Below are 16,558 nucleotides of genomic sequence, written 5' to 3'. Positions count from 1 at the left end.
AGACGCGCATCCTAGCCTCGTCCCATCTTGAGGAGTTTTGATCATGCGCTTTATCACGCTGGCTCTGGCCTTGGCCCTGCCTTTGACTGTGACAGCCCAGGACATCAGCAAGGTCAATGGCACCGTTTCCGTTGACGCCGGCGGACACGCCGGAAATCTCAGCACGGTGAACGGGTCGGTACGCGTTGGCGACCGTGCTTCGATCCAGGAAGGCAGCACCGTCAACGGCGCAGTCGAGCTGGGCGATGGTGCGCAAGCCAGTGAGCTGCACACCGTCAATGGCGCGATTGCCCTTGGCCAAGGCGCTCAAGTACGCGGAAAACTGCAAAGCACCAACGGCGCCATCTCCCTGGAGCCGAGCTCGGAAGTGACCGGGGACGTCGCCAACGTCAATGGCGCGATCGAGCTTAAACATGCGCACGTTGGCGGCAATATTGAAACGACCAGCGGAAACGTCCTGATTGGTGCGGATTCACAAGTGGACGGTGGCATCACCGTCAACGAGCAGCACGGCTGGAACAGCTTCAATCGCCCGCCGCACGTCGTCATCGGTCCGCATGCCATCGTACGCGGCACGCTGGATTTCCATCGCGAGGTAGTGCTGCAAGTCAGCGACAGCGCGCAAATCGGGCCGGTAAAAGGCGCCACTGCCATGCGCTTCAGCGGTGCGCAACCGTTGAACTAAGCCTTATAACCACTCGCGCGGCTTGAGGTATTCCGCAAGCCGCGCTTCGGCCGAACCTTCTTCCGGCTGGTAGGCGTACTCAAAGCGCACGCGTGGCGGCAAGCTCATCAAGATCGATTCGGTCCGACCGCCGGACTGCAGCCCGAACAATGTGCCGCGATCGTAGACGAGATTGAACTCCACGTAGCGCCCACGCCGGTACAGTTGGAACTCACGCTCGCGTTCGCCATAAGGCGTGTTCTTGCGTCGCTCGACGATCGGCAAATAAGCGTCCAGGAAACCCTGCCCTACACTCTGCATGAAGGCAAAGCTGCGCTCGAAACCGCCGTCATTGAGATCATCGTAGAACAAGCCACCGACGCCGCGCGTTTCGGCGCGGTGTTTCAGATAGAAATAGTCATCACACCATTTCTTGTAACGCGGATAGACATCCGCGCCGAACGGCGCACACACATCACGTGCGACGGTGTGCCAATGCCGCACATCTTCATCGAACGGGTAGAACGGCGTGAGATCGAAACCGCCGCCGAACCACCACACCGGCTCCATGCCTTCCTTTTGCGCTTCGAAATAACGCACGTTGGCATGCGTGGTCGGCACATAGGGGTTGCGCGGATGCAACACCAGCGACACGCCGGTGGCAATAAAACCGCCACCCGACAGCTCAGGGCGATGCACCGTCGCGCTGGGCGGCAGCTTGTCTCCATGGACCAGCGAAAAATTCACTCCGGCCTGCTCGAACAAGGCGCCCTCGCGCAACACGCGGGTACGGCCGCCGCCACCGCCCGGGCGGGTCCATGCGTCCTCGATAAAGCGGGCGTTGCCGTCGACCTGTTCAACGGCTTTGCAGATACGGTCCTGCAACTCACGCAAAAAGTGCTCGACGCGTTCGACTTGCTCGCTTTTCATCCGCCCATCCGGCTGTGCTGGTCAGGGTCGCAAGCTTAGCAAGAGCCCGTTCGCAGGGAACTGAGCTGGATCAATGAATGCCAGCTGCCGTGACGTAAAGAAGCATCTAGGCAAGCCCCAGCCCCCGTGGCTAGGCTCACGCCATGCGCGTGACAACCCTTCCGCTTGCCGTCTCGGCCTATACCGCCACCTCCGCGCTCGGCCGTGGCCTGGATGCACATCTTGATGCCCTTGATACGCAACGCAGCGGCTTGCGCATAAATGACTTCAGCAGCGCGCCACTGCCTTGCTGGATCGGGAGCGTCGATGGCGTGGAAGACGTCACGCTGCCAACCGCCTATGCCAAGTGGGATTGCCGCAATAACCGCCTCGCCTGGCTGGGTCTGAATCAAGACGATTTTCTGATCAAAGCGCATGCTGCGCGGGAACGCTACGGCGCAACACGCGTGGCACTCCTGCTGGGCACATCGACCGCCAGCATAGGCGCTACCGAAGAAGGCTATCGGCGCCTCGAAGACGAACGCTTACCGGCAGACCTTCATCGCACAAGCATTCACACCCCTCATTCGCTTACTGCCTTTGTCGCCGCTGCGCTGGATATCAAAGGCCCATGCCTGACGATTTCCACGGCGTGCTCTTCCAGCGCAAAAGTGTTTGCCAGTGCGGAACGACTGATTCGCCTGGGACTGGTCGATGCGGCGATCGTGGGCGGTGTCGATTCGCTCTGCGACAGCACCTTGTTCGGATTCAACGCACTGGAACTTGTCTCTTCCGAACCTTGCCGCCCCTTCGATGCCGCGAGGCGCGGAATCTCGATCGGCGAAGCGGCTGGCTTTGCCTTGCTCGAACGGATCGAGTCGCAAACCGCAGCGCCATTGCAGTTATTGGGCTGCGGCGAATCAAGCGATGCTCACCATATGTCCACGCCGGACCCATCAGGTCTCGGTGCGGAGCTTGGCCTGCGCAACCTATTCGATCGCACAGGACTTGACGTAGCGCAGGTGGATTACATCAACTTGCACGGCACGGCGAGCCAGAAGAACGATGCCATGGAAGCCGGGCTGGTGTCGCGCATGTTCTCGCTTGGCACACGCGTCAGCTCGACCAAGCATTTGACCGGCCATACCTTGGGCGCCGCAGGCATCGTGGAGGCCGTCATCACGCTGCTGGCATTACGCGGTGGTTTCGTGCCCGGTAACGCCGGTGTACGCGAACCTGATTCGGCGTGTTCTGCGCATTTTGCATGGCGCAACGAAACACGTCCTTTACGTGTCGCGCTCAGTCATTCGTTCGGCTTCGGTGGCAGCAATGCATGCCTGGCTTTTGCACGTGCGGATCGTGGCGTATGAATAGCCTGCACGTTCATGTGGAAGGCATCGGTTTGTGGTCGCCGCAACTTCCCGGCTTTGATGCTTTTCGCCGCCAGTTTGCCGGTGAAACATTGACAGTCTCTCATGCGCACCCGAGCGCATTGGCTTTGTCGCCGAATGAGCGCCGGCGTGCACCGGAAAGTGTGCTGGTCGCTATCGAGGCTGCGTCCCAAGCCGTCGCGGCAAGCGGGCGCACGGCTGACCATCTGGCTTGCGTCTTTGCCTCGGCCTACGGCGACCAGGCCACGACTGATTACATGTGCCGTGTATTGGCGGGCATACCCACCGAACTTTCACCCACGCGCTTTCACAATTCCGTCCATAACGCGTCGGCAGGCTATTGGACGATTGCGACCGGATGTCGAGCGCCTTCCAGTGCCGTGTGTGCAGGAAACGCAAGTTTTGGCGCTGGATTGCTTGAGGCAGCCGTACTTGCCTGCGCCGACCACCGTCCTGTGTTGCTGGTCTGCAGCGACACCGCCGGTACCGGCCCGCTCGGCGAGTTGATCGGGTGCACGCGCGTCTTCGGTTGCGCGTTGGTGCTGTCACCTGGCACGACGACGGGCATCCGATTGCGTCTTGCCATGACAACTTCGCCAGCTCGTTCACCCATGCCTGACGAATGCCGAGCATGGATGCATGACAATCCAGCCGCCGAAAGCTTGCCGCTGCTGGCCATGCTGGCAACAGGCCATGGTGATTGCGTATTGGCGGCTTCGGAACATCTTGGATTGCGTGTAGAAATGGAGACGAACGCGTGAACGGCACATTGCGCTGGTGTGTGTTGATCCCCTGCTTGAATGAAGAAAAGGCGATCGGCACCATCGTGACATCGACGTTGAAACTTGGCGTTCCGGTGATCGTGATCGACGATGGTTCCGACGATCGCACGCCGGAGATCGTGTACGCATTGCCCGTAACGTTACTGCGCCACCGCTATCGCCAAGGCAAGGGCGAAGCCTTGCGCACGGGTTTTCGGGAAGCGCTGCGGCAAGGCTTTGACGCGGTGGTGACGATGGATGGCGATGGCCAGCATCTGGCTGAAGATATCCCACGTCTGGTCGACGTCGGCAAACGCTTTCCCGATCACATCGTCATTGGCGCGCGCCTGTTGCAGCGCGAGCAGCAACCGAAAGGGCGACGCCGAGCGAATGCATTGGCGGACTGGGGTATTTCATGGGCCTGCGCGCAGCCAGTTGCCGATACGCAGAGTGGACAGCGATGGTATCCACGCAGCGCCCTGGATCTGGTTGAACTGGATGCGCAAAATTTCGTGTTCGAAGCCGCTGTTCTGATCGCCGCATCACGCGATAAGGGACTGGGCATCGTGTCGGTGCCGATTGCATCGCGCTATGAAGGATCATTCCGTCTCAGTCACTTCAGCCCGGTTCGCGATGTGATGCGGATCGCCCTGTATACCTTCAGACAGGTATTTCGTTACGGACAGGTCTGGGGGAGCTACACCCGTTCAAGAGCGGCGCCACTGATCGTTGACGATACTTATTCGCGCCGGATTGCTTAATCGGCGTTTGCCTTACCGCGTCGATCAGTGCCACGGCATCCGGTAGGCGGAACTCGTGTAGCCAGACTTCCTGATTGAGCACTCACACCTGATGCAGCGTACGCGCGTCGACCGCTTCCGACTGCATTGCATCCTGCTGCCAGAAGTCGTAGAAGTTGAACCAGTTATAGGGCTCCAACCGAGCATAGTGTTCCAAGCGCTGCGCATAGCGATGAAGGATCACATCGAGCGCCTGGTGCCGAGACTCACGCGGAATATCCACGTGCTCCGCGAAAAGCTCGAAGCTGAGCGTGTAACGACGGCCGCCGCGATAAAGGCCAAAGCACAGTATCACCGGCACTTGCAGCGTACTGGCCAATAGCCACGGGCCAATCGGAAACGGCGCCGGCGCACCGAGAAAATCCACATGCCGCAATGTTTCATGTGCACGGCCACGATCGGCCAGCAAGGCCACCATACCGCCCGTGCGGCAGGTTTCGGCCATGGCCAATGTCATCGCCGCGCCGCCTTGGGAAACATCGATGACCGCCGCACCAACCTCGGGCGCCAAGGCTTCCAGCAATTCCGTGATGGCGGGGGTTTTTTGCTTGTCCAGCAAGACCCGCAACGGCACTTCGGGACAGCGCGCCGCCAGCGTGCGCAGCACTTCAAAACTGCCTTGATGCGAACCGACCAACAAGACGCCTCGTCCTTGCGCGATGTAATGCTCAAGTTGCTCAAGCCCATTCACTTCGATGTCGAAATCGCGTTCGCCATGCGCAAGCAGATAGATGCGATCGAGCATCGTCGTGGCGAAATAATGAATGTGTTTGAACACCTGCCGGAAGCTTGCAGGGCTGCCGAACAGCCGCGTCAGATATTCGCGAGAGGCACGCCGTTCGGCGCCCCGGCGCAGAAAGTAATACAAGCTGATGAGGTAGAGAAACCGGCGCATGAAGCCGTGGCCAAGACGCAGGGATGCGGTGACAAGTACGCCGAGCCAGAACCGATTACCGCCCTCGCGCTGATGTTGCCAATGGCCGCTCATGTCGCACCTTCCATTACACCGCGTGCCAACACCTGCTCTTCACGGTGCACTTTAAACCGCACTTGTCCGGAGCGTTCCAGCAGCTGCCATTCGGCCAAGTCGCCCGGACACCATGGCGCCATGAGTGTGGTTTCACGATAGCCGGCTTGACTGGAAGGGTGCAGGTTCACGTATGTAGCGCCGGCGAAAAGACCGTGCTGATAATGCCCGTTTGAGATGTCAGCCGGCTTAACGCAGCTTCAAGCTGTACGCTCGCGTTCAATATGTTCGGAGAGCGCGCGCAGGCTGCTGAAGATGCGCTGGTTATCCGGATGATCCGAACGCAGTTGCATGCCATAGCGCTTGGAAACGGCCAAGGCGATTTCCAGGGCATCGATGGAATCCAATCCCAGATCGCCACCAAACAGCGGCGCCTGGGGATCGATCGCAGCAGGGTCGACGGCTTCTAGATTGAGCGCGTGCACGATCAGGGTGGCCAGTTCGTGTTCGGCAGCGGTCTGCGTGGACATGCTTGCTTTCAGGGCTCCGGATGCATGGCCAGCCCCGGGAAGCGGGGTGGCCGGCCAGTGTAACATAGGGGTCTTTCGTCCTCGGTTGCTGCTTCCAAGCATGGTTCAGGCAAGCGAAAACCTGCAGATCAAACCGGACCTGCCGCGCACGCCGCGCGTGACCTATCGCATGACCGCTTCGGCCTTGGCCGAAGCAGGAACCCTGGCCGCGTTCGGCTTCGGTGCAGGTGCGCCCGAGAGTGACGACCCTCGCTGGTTGTGCGTTCCGCTCGAGTGCTTCGACGCACCGGCGCCGCTCGAAGTGTGGCAAGTCGATGGCGAGGTCGTCTGCGGTCGCCCGCATAATGTGCGCTGGTCGGCCGGCGGCGGCTGGTTGTTCGCGTCGATTGAGCTGGATGAGCGAATGACAGGTGGTATTGAAGGCGCTGCTCAACAAGCGTATGCCGAGTTGCACCAGTTCATGCGTACACGCGACGAGCGCTGCGTGTTGCGCATTTGGAATTACGTCGCCGATATCAATGCTGGCGATGGTGATACGGAGCGTTACAAGCAGTTCTGTGATGGGCGCGCAGCGGGCTGTGGTGATTTCTTCGCGGATGGGTTTCCAGCCGCCACGGCAATTGGCCACCATCATCGCGATCCCATCCTGCAGATTTATCTTCTTGCTTGCGTAGACGGCGGCGCGGCGGTGGAAAATCCACGCCAAATAAGTGCCTGGCGTTATCCACGCCAGTACGGTCGTACGTCACCGGGTTTTGCACGCGGCATGCTGATGCCTGCGCGGGATGCGTTAGCCATTTCAGGCACGGCCGCCGTGGTCGGTCATGCCTCGGCGCATGAAGGCAATCTGGAAGCGCAACTGGAAGAAACCTTGCTCAACCTGGAATCCCTGCTCGCCACGGCGGACATGCCGGCGGGCTTCGATACGCACTCGCCGTTGAAGACGTACGTGCGCCACGCCACCGACGCCGGGCGCATTGGCGAGATGCTCAAACGCCGCTTGCCTGGCGTGCCGGTATTGCTGCTGCACGGCGATGTGTGTCGCCGTGAGTTGTTGGTGGAGATCGACGGCTGGCGTTTCAAGTAACGCAGCACGACCGCGCCATATCGCTTATTTCTGTTTTCCCGGACGTTTCCAACCCGGCAGCGTCGTTTGCCGGCCACGCGCCACGGTGAGTTCGCCGGCAGGCGCATTCTTCGTAATGATCGAGCCGGCACCAATGGTGGCTTGCGCACCGATCGTCACCGGTGCAACGAGCGCACTGTTGGAACCGATGAATGCACCGTCTTCGATCGTGGTGACGAACTTGTTCACACCGTCGTAGTTGCAGGTGATGGTACCGGCGCCGACGTTGACGTGGCTGCCAATGATGGTGTCGCCGAGATAGGTAAGGTGGTTGGCTTTGCTACCCTCGCCGATGCGCGTTTTTTTGGTTTCGACGAAGTTGCCGATATGCACGCCCGCAGCAAGCTCGGTGCCGGGCCGCAAGCGCGCGAATGGGCCAATCAGGCAAGGTCCGTGCGTTATGACGCCTTCGATATCGCAATGCGCATGCACGATGGTGCCCGCTGCAAGCTGCACGTTCTTCAGGCGTGAATAGGGCCCGATGCGCACGTCTTCGCCAAGTTGCACATCGCCTTCCAGGACCACGTCGATATCGATTTCCACGTCGCGCGCCGCCGTAACGTGGCCGCGGACGTCTACACGCCGCGGATCTGCCACGCGCACGCCCTCTGTCATCAGCGCCTGCACGGCACGCAGCCGATAAGCATCCTCCAGCTCACTGAGCTGCCATGGATTGTTGGCGCCAGCGGCTTCCACCGCATCATCGCATTCGATGCACTGCGCTGCGCAATGTTCCTCCGCGGCCATCTGGAAGATATCGGTGAGGTAGTACTCGCCTTGTGCGTTGTTGCGGCCAAGTTTGGCGATCCATTGCCTTAGCGAAACGGCGCTACCGGCAACGATCCCAGTGTTGATCAGATTGATTGCGCGCTGCGCCTCATCAGCATCTTTTTCTTCGATGACCGCGCGCACCAGACCGTTGTCATCACGTACGACACGGCCATAACCATGTGGATTGGCCAGGCGCGTTGCGAGCATGGACAGGCTGTTTTCGGATTGCACGAGACGTTGCAAGGTTTCAGCGCGCGTCAGTGGTACGTCGCCATAGAGCACGAGTACACGCGCCGCATCAGGCACATTGCCAAGAGCCTGCCCAACCGCGTGGCCAGTGCCGAGTTGCTCCGTCTGCAACGCCCACTGCAGGTCCGGCTGGCCATCAAAGGCCGCCAACACCTGATCGCCATTGAAGCCGTAGACGACGTGAATGGCCGCTGGGCGTAAGGCCCGCGCAGTGTCCAGGACATGCGCCAGCAGCGGCCTCCCCGCCAACGGCATCAGCACCTTGGCTTTCTTCGACTTCATGCGCTTGCCTTCGCCGGCGGCGAGGACGATGACGTGCAAGGAGGGTTGGCTCATAAAAGTCGCTGCGTGGGTCACGATGGGCGCTAAGGATACCTGCTCATACAGGCGCACTTTGGGGTGTTGGGCTGTAAAAGAAATGTGCAAACAAAAACGCCGGCACAAGGCCGGCGTTTTTCCGAAAATCAGCGCGCTCAGTGTTTGAGGTTCTTGCGCAGGCGTTCCAACGCCTGCAGCTGCGCCAACGCCTGGGTGAGTTTGGCTTGCGCTTCGGCCACGTCGACGGTGCCCGAGCGGTTGGCCAATGCATCCTCGGCCTCCTGCTTGGCGCGCTTGGCGGCGGCTTCGTCCAGGTCCGCAGCGCGGGCCGCGGTATCGGCCAGCACTGTCACCACCTGCGGCTGCACTTCCAGAATGCCGCCGGACACGTAGAACTGCTGGCGCTCGCCACCTTCCAGCACCACGTCGATGTGGCCTGGCTTCAAGCGCGTGATCAGCGGGGCGTGGCGGGGCGTGATGCCCAGTTCGCCCAGTTCGCCGGTGGCAACCACCATCACCGCGTCGCCGTGAAAGATCTCGGCCTCGGCACTGACGATGTCGCAACGAATGGTGCTCATAACTCTCTCGCTTCGCCCGATGGATCGGACGGAAAGGATTTATCGGCTTCGCTGGCGCCCACCGCGGCAGGCTCCAACAGCGGCCTGGATCAGGCGGCCTTCTTGGCGCCCATGTCCTCGGCCTTCTTGATGGCCTCGTCGATGCCGCCGACCATGTAGAACGCCTGCTCGGGGATATGATCCACCTCGCCTTCCACGATCATCTTGAAGCCGCGGATGGTCTCCTTCAGCGTCACGTACTTGCCTGGAGCGCCAGTGAACACTTCCGCCACGTGGAACGGCTGCGAGAAGAAGCGCTCGCACTTACGGGCGCGATACACCACCTGCTTGTCTTCCTCGGAGAGTTCGTCCATGCCGAGAATCGCGATGATGTCCTTCAGTTCCTTGTAGCGCTGCAGGGTGCCCTGCACCTTGCGGGCCACTTCGTAGTGCTCGGCACCGACCACGTTCGGGTCGAGCTGGCGGCTGGTGGAGTCCAGCGGATCCACGGCCGGATAGATGCCGAGCGAGGCAATCTGACGACTCAGGGTGACGGTGGAATCCAAGTGGGCGAAGGTGGTGGCCGGCGACGGGTCGGTCAGGTCGTCCGCGGGCACGTATACGGCCTGGATCGAGGTGATCGAACCGGTCTTGGTGGAGGTGATGCGCTCCTGCAGCACGCCCATTTCCTCGGCCAGCGTCGGCTGGTAGCCCACGGCGGACGGCATACGGCCGAGCAGCGCGGACACTTCGGTACCGGCCAGCGTGTAGCGGTAGATGTTGTCCACGAAGAACAACACATCGCGGCCCTTGCCGTGTTCGTCCTTCTCGTCGCGGAAGTATTCGGCCATGGTCAGGCCGGTCAGCGCCACGCGCAGACGGTTGCCCGGCGGTTCGTTCATCTGGCCATACACCATCGCCACTTTCGACTCCGGCAGGTTGTCCAGCTTCACGACGCCGGCGTCCTGCATCTCGTGATAGAAGTCGTTGCCTTCGCGGGTACGCTCGCCCACGCCAGCGAACACCGACAGGCCCGAGTGCTGGGTGGCGATGTTGTTGATCAGCTCGAGCATGTTCACCGTCTTGCCCACGCCGGCGCCACCAAACAGGCCGACCTTGCCGCCCTTGGCGAACGGGCACACCAGGTCGATCACCTTGATGCCGGTTTCCAGTAGTTCATTGGCCAGCGCCTGTTCGTCATAGGAGGGCGCTTCGCGGTGGATTTCCCAATGCGCTTCGGCATTGATCGGACCGACCTCGTCGATCGGGCTGCCGAGCACGTCCATGATGCGGCCGAGAGTGGCCTTGCCGACCGGGACCTTGATGCCTGCGCCGGTGTTGCGGGCAACCAGGCCGCGCTTCAGACCGTCGGTGGAGCCGAGGGCGATCGTACGCACCACGCCGTCACCCAGTACCTGCTGGACTTCCAGCGTGATCTGCGTGCCGTCGATCTTGAGTGCGTCATACACCTGCGGCACCTGATCGCGTGCGAACTCGACGTCGATAACCGCGCCGATGATCTGTACAACTTTGCCCTGGCTCATGGATGTGCTCCGGATGGATCTTTTGAGGTTCTGTTTCGGCGCCGCACGTGCGTCGCCATGAATACGTTTTGGATTAAACCGCCGCCGCGCCGCCGACGATTTCCGAGATTTCCTGGGTAATCGCAGCCTGGCGTGCCTTGTTGTAGCGCAGCGTCAATTCCGCGATCACCTTGCTGGCGTTGTCGGAAGCGGCCTTCATCGCCACCATGCGCGCGGCGTGTTCGCTGGCGAGATTTTCGAGCACGCCCTGGTACGCCACCGACTCGACGTAACGGCCAAGCACATGCTCCAACACCGCTGCGGCGTCAGGTTCGTAGATGTAGTCCCAGTCGTGCGATTGCTCCAACGCCACGCCGGCCACGTGTTGCGCTTCCAGCTCGGCCGCTACGACCGGCAACGGCAGCAGCGCATCGACCGTCGGCTTCTGCGTCATGGTGTTGACGAAGTCGTTGTAGGCGAGGAAGACGCGGTCCAGCTTGCCTTCCGTATACGCGTCCAGCACGACCTTGATCACGCCGATCAGTTGCTCGACCTTCGGCCGTTCGCCCAAATGAGTCGCCGTACCGATCAGGTTCACGCCCTTGATGCGGCGGAAGAACTGCACCGCCTTCTGGCCGATCGCAACCACGTCAACCTGCACGCCTTTGTCCTGCCATTCGCGAATGGAGGGCAACAAGCGGCGGAACAAGTTGGAGTTGAGGCCACCGCAAAGGCCACGGTCGGTAGTTACGACCACATAGGCGACGCGCGCCACATCGGCGCGCTCGACCAGGAACGGATGCTTCAATTCCGTGCTGGCCTGCGCGACGTGCGCGATCACCTTGCGCATGGCGCGCGCATAGGGACGCGAGGCCTTCATCAGGTCCTGCGCTTTGCGAATCTTGGAGGCCGAGACCATTTCGAGCGCACGCGTCACCTTGCGCATGTTCTGCGTGCTCTTGATCTTGGTTTTAATTTCGCGTCCGCTTGCCACGTTTGCCTCAACCTGTTGGGTTCGATTCGATCTGTCGACCGACGTGCGATGCAGTCATCCAAAGCAGACGACTGCATACCCTTTCATTGCTTACCAGCTACCGGTCTTCTTGAACTCGTCGAGGCCAGACTTGAACGTGGCTTCGATGTCGTTGTTCCAGTCACCGGTAGCGACGATCTTCTTCATCAGCTCGCCATGGTTCTGGTGGAAGAAGGCGTGCAGGCCCTTTTCAAACGGCAGCACCTTGTTCACCGGCAGATCGTCCAGGTAGCCCTTTTCAGCGGCGTACACGGACAGGGCCAACTCGGCGATCGACAGCGGCAGGTACTGCTTCTGCTTCATCAGCTCGGTCACGCGCTGGCCGCGGTCGAGCTGGGCGCGAGTGGCCGGATCGAGATCCGACGCGAACTGCGCGAACGCCGCCAGCTCACGGTACTGAGCCAGCGCCAGCTTCACGCCGCCGGAGAGCTTCTTCACGATCTTGGTCTGCGCCGAACCACCCACGCGCGACACCGAGATACCGGCGTTCACGGCCGGACGGATACCGGCGTTGAACAGGTCGGTTTCCAGGAAGATCTGGCCGTCGGTGATCGAGATCACGTTGGTCGGCACGAATGCAGACACGTCGCCAGCCTGTGTTTCGATGATCGGCAACGCGGTGAGCGAACCGGTCTTGCCTTTCACTTCACCGTTGGTGAACTTCTCGACGTACTCCTCGGACACGCGAGCCGCACGCTCGAGCAGACGGGAGTGGAGATAGAACACGTCACCCGGATACGCTTCGCGGCCCGGCGGGCGCTTCAGCAGCAGCGAGATCTGGCGATAGGCCACGGCCTGCTTGGACAGATCGTCGTAAATGATCAGCGCGTCTTCGCCGCGGTCGCGGAAGTATTCGCCCATGGCGCAGCCTGAGTACGGTGCGATGTACTGCAGCGCAGCCGATTCGGAGGCCGAAGCGACGACAACAATGGTGTTGGCCAACGCGCCGTTCTCTTCAAGCTTGCGCACCACGTTGGCGATCGACGAGCGCTTCTGCCCGATCGCGACGTAAATGCACTTAATGCCGGAATCTTTCTGGTTGATGATCGCGTCGATAGCCAGCGCGGTCTTGCCGGTCTGGCGGTCGCCGATGATCAGCTCGCGCTGGCCACGGCCGATCGGGATCATCGAGTCGACCGACTTGTAGCCGGTCTGCACCGGCTGGTCGACCGACTTGCGCCACACCACGCCCGGCGCGACCTTCTCGATCGGCGAGCTGAGCTTGGCGTTGATCGGGCCCTTGCCGTCGATCGGGTTGCCGAGGGAGTCGACCACGCGGCCGAGCATTTCCGGGCCAACCGGCACTTCGAGAATGCGGCCGGTGGTCTTGGCGGTATCGCCTTCACGCAGATGCTGGTATTCACCTAGCACCACGGCGCCGACGGAGTCGCGCTCAAGGTTCAATGCCAGCGCAAACGCGTTGCCCGGCAGTTCGATCATTTCGCCCTGCATTACGTCGGCCAGACCGTGAATGCGCACGATGCCGTCGGAGACGCTGATGATCGTGCCCTCGTTGCGGGCTTCCGCGCCGAGCTTGAACTGCTCGATGCGGTTCTTGATCAGTTCGCTGATCTCGGACGGATTGAGAGTGGTGCTGGACATGGTCGTTATCCTTGGGTTTGCGCCGCATTCGCGGCACCCGGTGATTTTTGAAATCTGTTATTGCGTAAGAGCGCTAGCCAGGCGCTGCAAGCGACCGCGGACGGAGCCGTCGATCACCTCGCTGCCGGTGTCGATCACCACGCCCGCCAGCAGCGATGGATCGACCTGGGTTTCCAGTTCGATCTCGCGCTTGAAGCGGCGCTTGAGCGATGCCTTCAGCTGCTCGGCCTGTGCACCATCCAGGGCCATCGCACTGGTGACCTTCACCAGCAACTGCGACTCGGATTCGCGCTTGTAGGTTTCATACAGAGCGGCCACTTCCGGCAGCAGCGACAAGCGGTGCCGCTCAGCCAGTTCGGTAAGGAACTTGCCGAAGGCGTTATCCGCCTGCGTGCCCTCGGGCAGGTGCAAGGCGACGAGCTGCGACGGTTGCACGCGCGGATCATTGGTGAGCGCAGCCACGCGTGCGTCCTGTGCCACCTGCGCGGCAAAGGCCAACGCCTGCGACCAGACGCCGAGAGTGCCCTCGGCCCGCGCCAACTCGAAAGCGGCACGGGCATAGGGACGAGCGAGGGTAATCGACTGGGCGGCCATCGATCAGATCTCGGTGGCGAGCTGGTCGAGCAACGCCTTGTGCGTCGCCGCGTCGATCTCGCGCTGCACGATCTTCGAAGCGCCTTGCACGGCGAGTGCGCCGACGCGCTCGCGCAGATCTTCACGCGCACGCTGCGCCATCGAGGCGATCTCGTCCTGCGCTGCTGCCTTCAGGCGGTTGATTTCCGCCACGGCATCGGCGCGGGCCTTGTCCAGAATCTGGTTGGCCTGTTGCTGGGCGCGATCGATGATCTCGGTCGCCTGCTGGCGAGCCTGCTTGATCTCGCCGGCAGCCTTGTTATCGGCTTCCCGCAATTCGGCATGCGCGCGCTCGGCCGCATTGAGACCTTCGGCGATCTTCAGCTGGCGCTCTTCGATGGCCTTGGTGATGTGCGGCCAAATGAAGTGCACGCAGAACCAGATCAGAATGGCGAAGGCGATCATTTCGCCGATCAGAGTGGCATTGAATTCCATCGCTGCGTTACCTGTACCTACGTAGTGTTATGGGCTCAACACCCTGAGGAATCTGGCGCCGCACGTGCAGCGCCAGGCTCTACGCGGCTTAGTGGCCTGCGGCAACGGCCAGCTTCGAAAGCAGCGGGTTCGCCACGGCGAAGTACATGGCCAGCGCCACACCGATCAGGAACGCCGCGTCGATCAGACCAGCCAGCAGGAACATACGACCCTGCAGCAGCGGCACCAGCTCAGGCTGGCGGGCAGCGGCTTCGAGGAACTTCGAACCCATGATGCCGATGCCGATACAAGCGCCCAGTGCGCCGAAACCGATGATCAAGCCAAGAGCGATAGCGGTGAAGCCCTGGACCTGAGCAATATGAGCGACTAGTTCCACGATGATCTCCTCAAGAAAAAGAAAGCAGTAGTTCTAACGAAAGTGAACGAAATCAATGGTGATCGTGAGCCATCGAGATATACACGATGGTGAGCACCATGAAAATGAAGGCCTGAATCGAAATGATCAGAATGTGGAAGATGCCCCACACGGTGTAGCCGATGACGCCCATGCCAAAGAGCAGCCAGCTGCCTGCGCTGAACAGGCCGGCGATCAGCATGAACACCAGCTCGCCTGCGTACATGTTGCCAAACAGTCGCATGGCCAGGCTGACCGGCTTGGACACCAGCTCGACCAGATTCAACGCGAAGTTGAACGGCGCGAACCACTTGCCGAAGGGCGCCGTAAACAGCTCGTGCATGTAGCCGCCAAAGCCTTTGGCCTTGAAGCTGTAGAAGATCACCAGCAACAGCACGGTGATGGACATCGCGAACGTCATATTGACGTCGGCGGTCGGCACGGCGCGGAAATGGCCAACGCCGAACTTCTCGGTGATCCAGGGAAGCAGGTCGACCGGCAACAGGTCCATGGCATTCATCAGGAATACCCAGATGAAGACCGTCAACGCCAACGGGCCGAGGAAACGGCGATCACCATGGAAGACGTCCTTGACCTGGCCGTCCACGAACTCGAGCACGATTTCCAGGAACGCCTGGCCCTTGCCCGGCACGCCCGCCGTGGCTTTGCGCGCGTACAGCCAGAACCAAAGACAGAAGATGACGCCAAGCGCCAGCGACACCGATACGGAGTCGAGATGGAACGACCAAAACCCATTGGGACTCACCTGGAAATTCAGGTGTGTCAAATGGTGCTGGATGTATTCGGTAAGACCGCCCTGCGGCTCGCTTGCCATCTCTTAACCCTTAAATCTGAATGCCAGCAGATTAACCGCGTACGCAGCCGCCAGCCCCGTAATGGCAGCCAGCGGCGGCAATTTCCATTGAAACATGATCGCGATCATCCCCCCGATGATCACCATCCATTTCAGGATCATGCCCGTCAGCAGACGCCCGAGCGCCATACCGGCGCCGCTCACCTGGCTGAAAGCTCTCAGCGACAGCAGCGCAGTACCTGCCGCCACGATCGCTGCCCCAGCCGCCGCCGCTATCGCCTCCCGACGCCCCTGCGTCGCGAAAACGAGGCCCACGATAACCGCCACGACCAGCTGCCATAGCAGCAACCGCAGGGCAAGACGTCGACCGGAAGCAAGACTGTTGAGCACGTGAGGTTCCCGCGGTGTCGCTAGGCAATCAAACCCGCCACGGGTCACGATCCAATCTAAAAAAGTATATCAGTGCAGCTTTTCAGCCAGCAAGACGAGTTCGTGCGACACGTGGTCTCGGGGCGTTGCGGACAAGAAAAGGGCCGGACGTGACACGTCCGGCCCGAGGGCATACCGCAAGGGGAGTCGCGATATGCAGGAGAAAATTACTTGGCGGCAGCCGCGGCCTTCTTGATGGCGGCGACCGGAGCTGCGACGGCCTCGTTGGCGGCCTTCTGCTGTTCCTGGACCAGGGCATTGAGCGACTCGGCCGTCTTCTGGGCCACGGCAACCACTTCCTTGGTAACCGAAACCGCGCTCTCGGCCTGCTCGCGGGTCAGCGCAGCGCCCTTTTCCCACAGGCCGCGCAGCGCGTCGATGTCGCGCACTTCGACCGCCTGGGCGATGAAGTCAGCCGTCACCTGGGCTTGCTTTTCCAGTGCGGCGAGCTGCAGCTCGGCAACCTGCTCCAAACCCTTGATGGCCAGGGCGTGAGCCTTGAACGCGTTGTCGGACAGCTGCTTGGCGTAAGCGAAAACTTGGGTGTTCAGTTGCTGAGTCATGACTTTGTCCCTCGCGGGGGGATTAAGGAATGTGGAACAAAGCCTAACAGAGCTTTTTGTGCGCTGCAATATGTTTTTTGTTAAGAGAC

General features: G+C 60.9%; 19 protein-coding genes. 5 read left to right on the top strand and 14 right to left on the bottom strand.

The genetic code is table 11. The annotated features are described in order from the left end of the window. Positions 1 to 43: 43 nt before the first annotated feature. Positions 44 to 685: a hypothetical protein gene (locus VJR68_RS01585; protein WP_324145792.1), complete on the top strand. Its 642-nt coding sequence runs from the start codon at positions 44 to 46 to the stop codon at positions 683 to 685. A gap of 3 nt (positions 686 to 688) precedes the next feature. Here VJR68_RS01585 and hemF read toward each other — a convergent pair whose 3' ends face one another. Next, complete coding sequence (hemF, locus tag VJR68_RS01580) at positions 689 to 1,594, bottom strand: oxygen-dependent coproporphyrinogen oxidase (protein ID WP_324145791.1); 906 nt, start codon at positions 1,592 to 1,594, stop codon at positions 689 to 691. A gap of 143 nt (positions 1,595 to 1,737) precedes the next feature. Between hemF and VJR68_RS01575 the strand changes: the two genes are divergently transcribed. The 3 genes from VJR68_RS01575 to VJR68_RS01565 are packed head-to-tail and all read left to right on the top strand — an operon-like array spanning position 1,738 to position 4,486. Beyond that, positions 1,738 to 2,943 carry a beta-ketoacyl-[acyl-carrier-protein] synthase family protein gene (locus tag VJR68_RS01575; RefSeq protein ID WP_324145790.1) on the top strand — a complete coding sequence of 402 codons (1,206 nt, stop codon included), beginning with the start codon at positions 1,738 to 1,740 and terminating at the stop codon, positions 2,941 to 2,943. Further along, positions 2,940 to 3,725 carry a beta-ketoacyl synthase chain length factor gene (locus VJR68_RS01570; protein ID WP_324145789.1) on the top strand — a complete coding sequence of 262 codons (786 nt, stop codon included), beginning with the start codon at positions 2,940 to 2,942 and terminating at the stop codon, positions 3,723 to 3,725. Before VJR68_RS01575 ends, VJR68_RS01570 begins: the two co-directional genes overlap by 4 nt. Further along, the gene (locus tag VJR68_RS01565) at positions 3,722 to 4,486 is read left to right on the top strand and encodes a glycosyltransferase family 2 protein (RefSeq protein WP_324145788.1); all 765 of its coding nucleotides are present in this window, start codon (positions 3,722 to 3,724) and stop codon (positions 4,484 to 4,486) included. Before VJR68_RS01570 ends, VJR68_RS01565 begins: the two co-directional genes overlap by 4 nt. 82 nt (positions 4,487 to 4,568) lie before the next feature. Here VJR68_RS01565 and VJR68_RS01560 read toward each other — a convergent pair whose 3' ends face one another. Further along, positions 4,569 to 5,513 carry an acyltransferase gene (locus VJR68_RS01560; protein WP_324145787.1) on the bottom strand — a complete coding sequence of 315 codons (945 nt, stop codon included), beginning with the start codon at positions 5,511 to 5,513 and terminating at the stop codon, positions 4,569 to 4,571. A gap of 239 nt (positions 5,514 to 5,752) precedes the next feature. Continuing rightward, complete coding sequence (locus tag VJR68_RS01555) at positions 5,753 to 6,022, bottom strand: phosphopantetheine-binding protein (protein ID WP_324145786.1); 270 nt, start codon at positions 6,020 to 6,022, stop codon at positions 5,753 to 5,755. 100 nt (positions 6,023 to 6,122) lie between these two features. On the opposite strand from VJR68_RS01555, the gene VJR68_RS01550 reads away from it, so the two are divergent. Next, on the top strand, positions 6,123 to 7,109 hold the full coding sequence (locus VJR68_RS01550; RefSeq protein WP_324145785.1) for a pteridine-dependent deoxygenase: 987 nt from the start codon (positions 6,123 to 6,125) through the stop codon (positions 7,107 to 7,109). 24 nt (positions 7,110 to 7,133) lie between these two features. Here the strand turns inward: VJR68_RS01550 and glmU are convergent, their stop codons facing one another. From glmU to VJR68_RS01495, 11 genes are all read right to left on the bottom strand, one after another. Then, positions 7,134 to 8,504 (bottom strand): bifunctional UDP-N-acetylglucosamine diphosphorylase/glucosamine-1-phosphate N-acetyltransferase GlmU, encoded by a 1,371-nt coding sequence (gene glmU, locus VJR68_RS01545; RefSeq protein WP_324145784.1) that lies wholly within the window; start codon positions 8,502 to 8,504, stop codon positions 7,134 to 7,136. A 137-nt stretch (positions 8,505 to 8,641) separates the two neighbouring features. Then, positions 8,642 to 9,064, bottom strand: coding sequence for a F0F1 ATP synthase subunit epsilon (locus VJR68_RS01540; RefSeq protein ID WP_188793753.1), 423 nt, complete (start codon positions 9,062 to 9,064; stop codon positions 8,642 to 8,644). Between the two features lie 89 nt (positions 9,065 to 9,153). Next, positions 9,154 to 10,587 (bottom strand): F0F1 ATP synthase subunit beta, encoded by a 1,434-nt coding sequence (atpD, locus tag VJR68_RS01535; protein WP_126684599.1) that lies wholly within the window; start codon positions 10,585 to 10,587, stop codon positions 9,154 to 9,156. A gap of 73 nt (positions 10,588 to 10,660) precedes the next feature. Continuing rightward, the gene (atpG, locus tag VJR68_RS01530) at positions 10,661 to 11,560 is read right to left on the bottom strand and encodes a F0F1 ATP synthase subunit gamma (protein ID WP_324145783.1); all 900 of its coding nucleotides are present in this window, start codon (positions 11,558 to 11,560) and stop codon (positions 10,661 to 10,663) included. Positions 11,561 to 11,650: 90 nt separating this feature from the next. Beyond that, entirely contained in the window at positions 11,651 to 13,201 is a 1,551-nt protein-coding gene (gene atpA, locus VJR68_RS01525; protein ID WP_324145782.1) for a F0F1 ATP synthase subunit alpha, read from the bottom strand. A gap of 57 nt (positions 13,202 to 13,258) precedes the next feature. Further along, positions 13,259 to 13,795: a F0F1 ATP synthase subunit delta gene (locus tag VJR68_RS01520; RefSeq protein ID WP_324145781.1), complete on the bottom strand. Its 537-nt coding sequence runs from the start codon at positions 13,793 to 13,795 to the stop codon at positions 13,259 to 13,261. Between the two features lie 3 nt (positions 13,796 to 13,798). After that, complete coding sequence (locus VJR68_RS01515) at positions 13,799 to 14,269, bottom strand: F0F1 ATP synthase subunit B (protein WP_324145780.1); 471 nt, start codon at positions 14,267 to 14,269, stop codon at positions 13,799 to 13,801. A gap of 88 nt (positions 14,270 to 14,357) precedes the next feature. Continuing rightward, positions 14,358 to 14,645, bottom strand: a complete 288-nt coding sequence (gene atpE, locus VJR68_RS01510; protein WP_414647716.1) for a F0F1 ATP synthase subunit C — start codon at positions 14,643 to 14,645, stop codon at positions 14,358 to 14,360. Positions 14,646 to 14,697: 52 nt separating this feature from the next. Further along, positions 14,698 to 15,498: a F0F1 ATP synthase subunit A gene (atpB, locus tag VJR68_RS01505; protein ID WP_324145779.1), complete on the bottom strand. Its 801-nt coding sequence runs from the start codon at positions 15,496 to 15,498 to the stop codon at positions 14,698 to 14,700. 3 nt (positions 15,499 to 15,501) lie between these two features. Continuing rightward, positions 15,502 to 15,867 (bottom strand): hypothetical protein, encoded by a 366-nt coding sequence (locus VJR68_RS01500; RefSeq protein ID WP_324145778.1) that lies wholly within the window; start codon positions 15,865 to 15,867, stop codon positions 15,502 to 15,504. Positions 15,868 to 16,073: 206 nt separating this feature from the next. Further along, positions 16,074 to 16,469 carry a phasin family protein gene (locus tag VJR68_RS01495; protein WP_324145777.1) on the bottom strand — a complete coding sequence of 132 codons (396 nt, stop codon included), beginning with the start codon at positions 16,467 to 16,469 and terminating at the stop codon, positions 16,074 to 16,076. Between the last annotated feature and the right edge of the window lie 89 nt (positions 16,470 to 16,558).

It is taken from the genome of Dyella sp., from assembly GCF_035277725.1.
GTDB lineage: Bacteria > Pseudomonadota > Gammaproteobacteria > Xanthomonadales > Rhodanobacteraceae > Dyella_B.
Note: the sequence above shows the minus strand (reverse complement) of the source record. Positions and strands in the feature narration are given on the sequence as shown.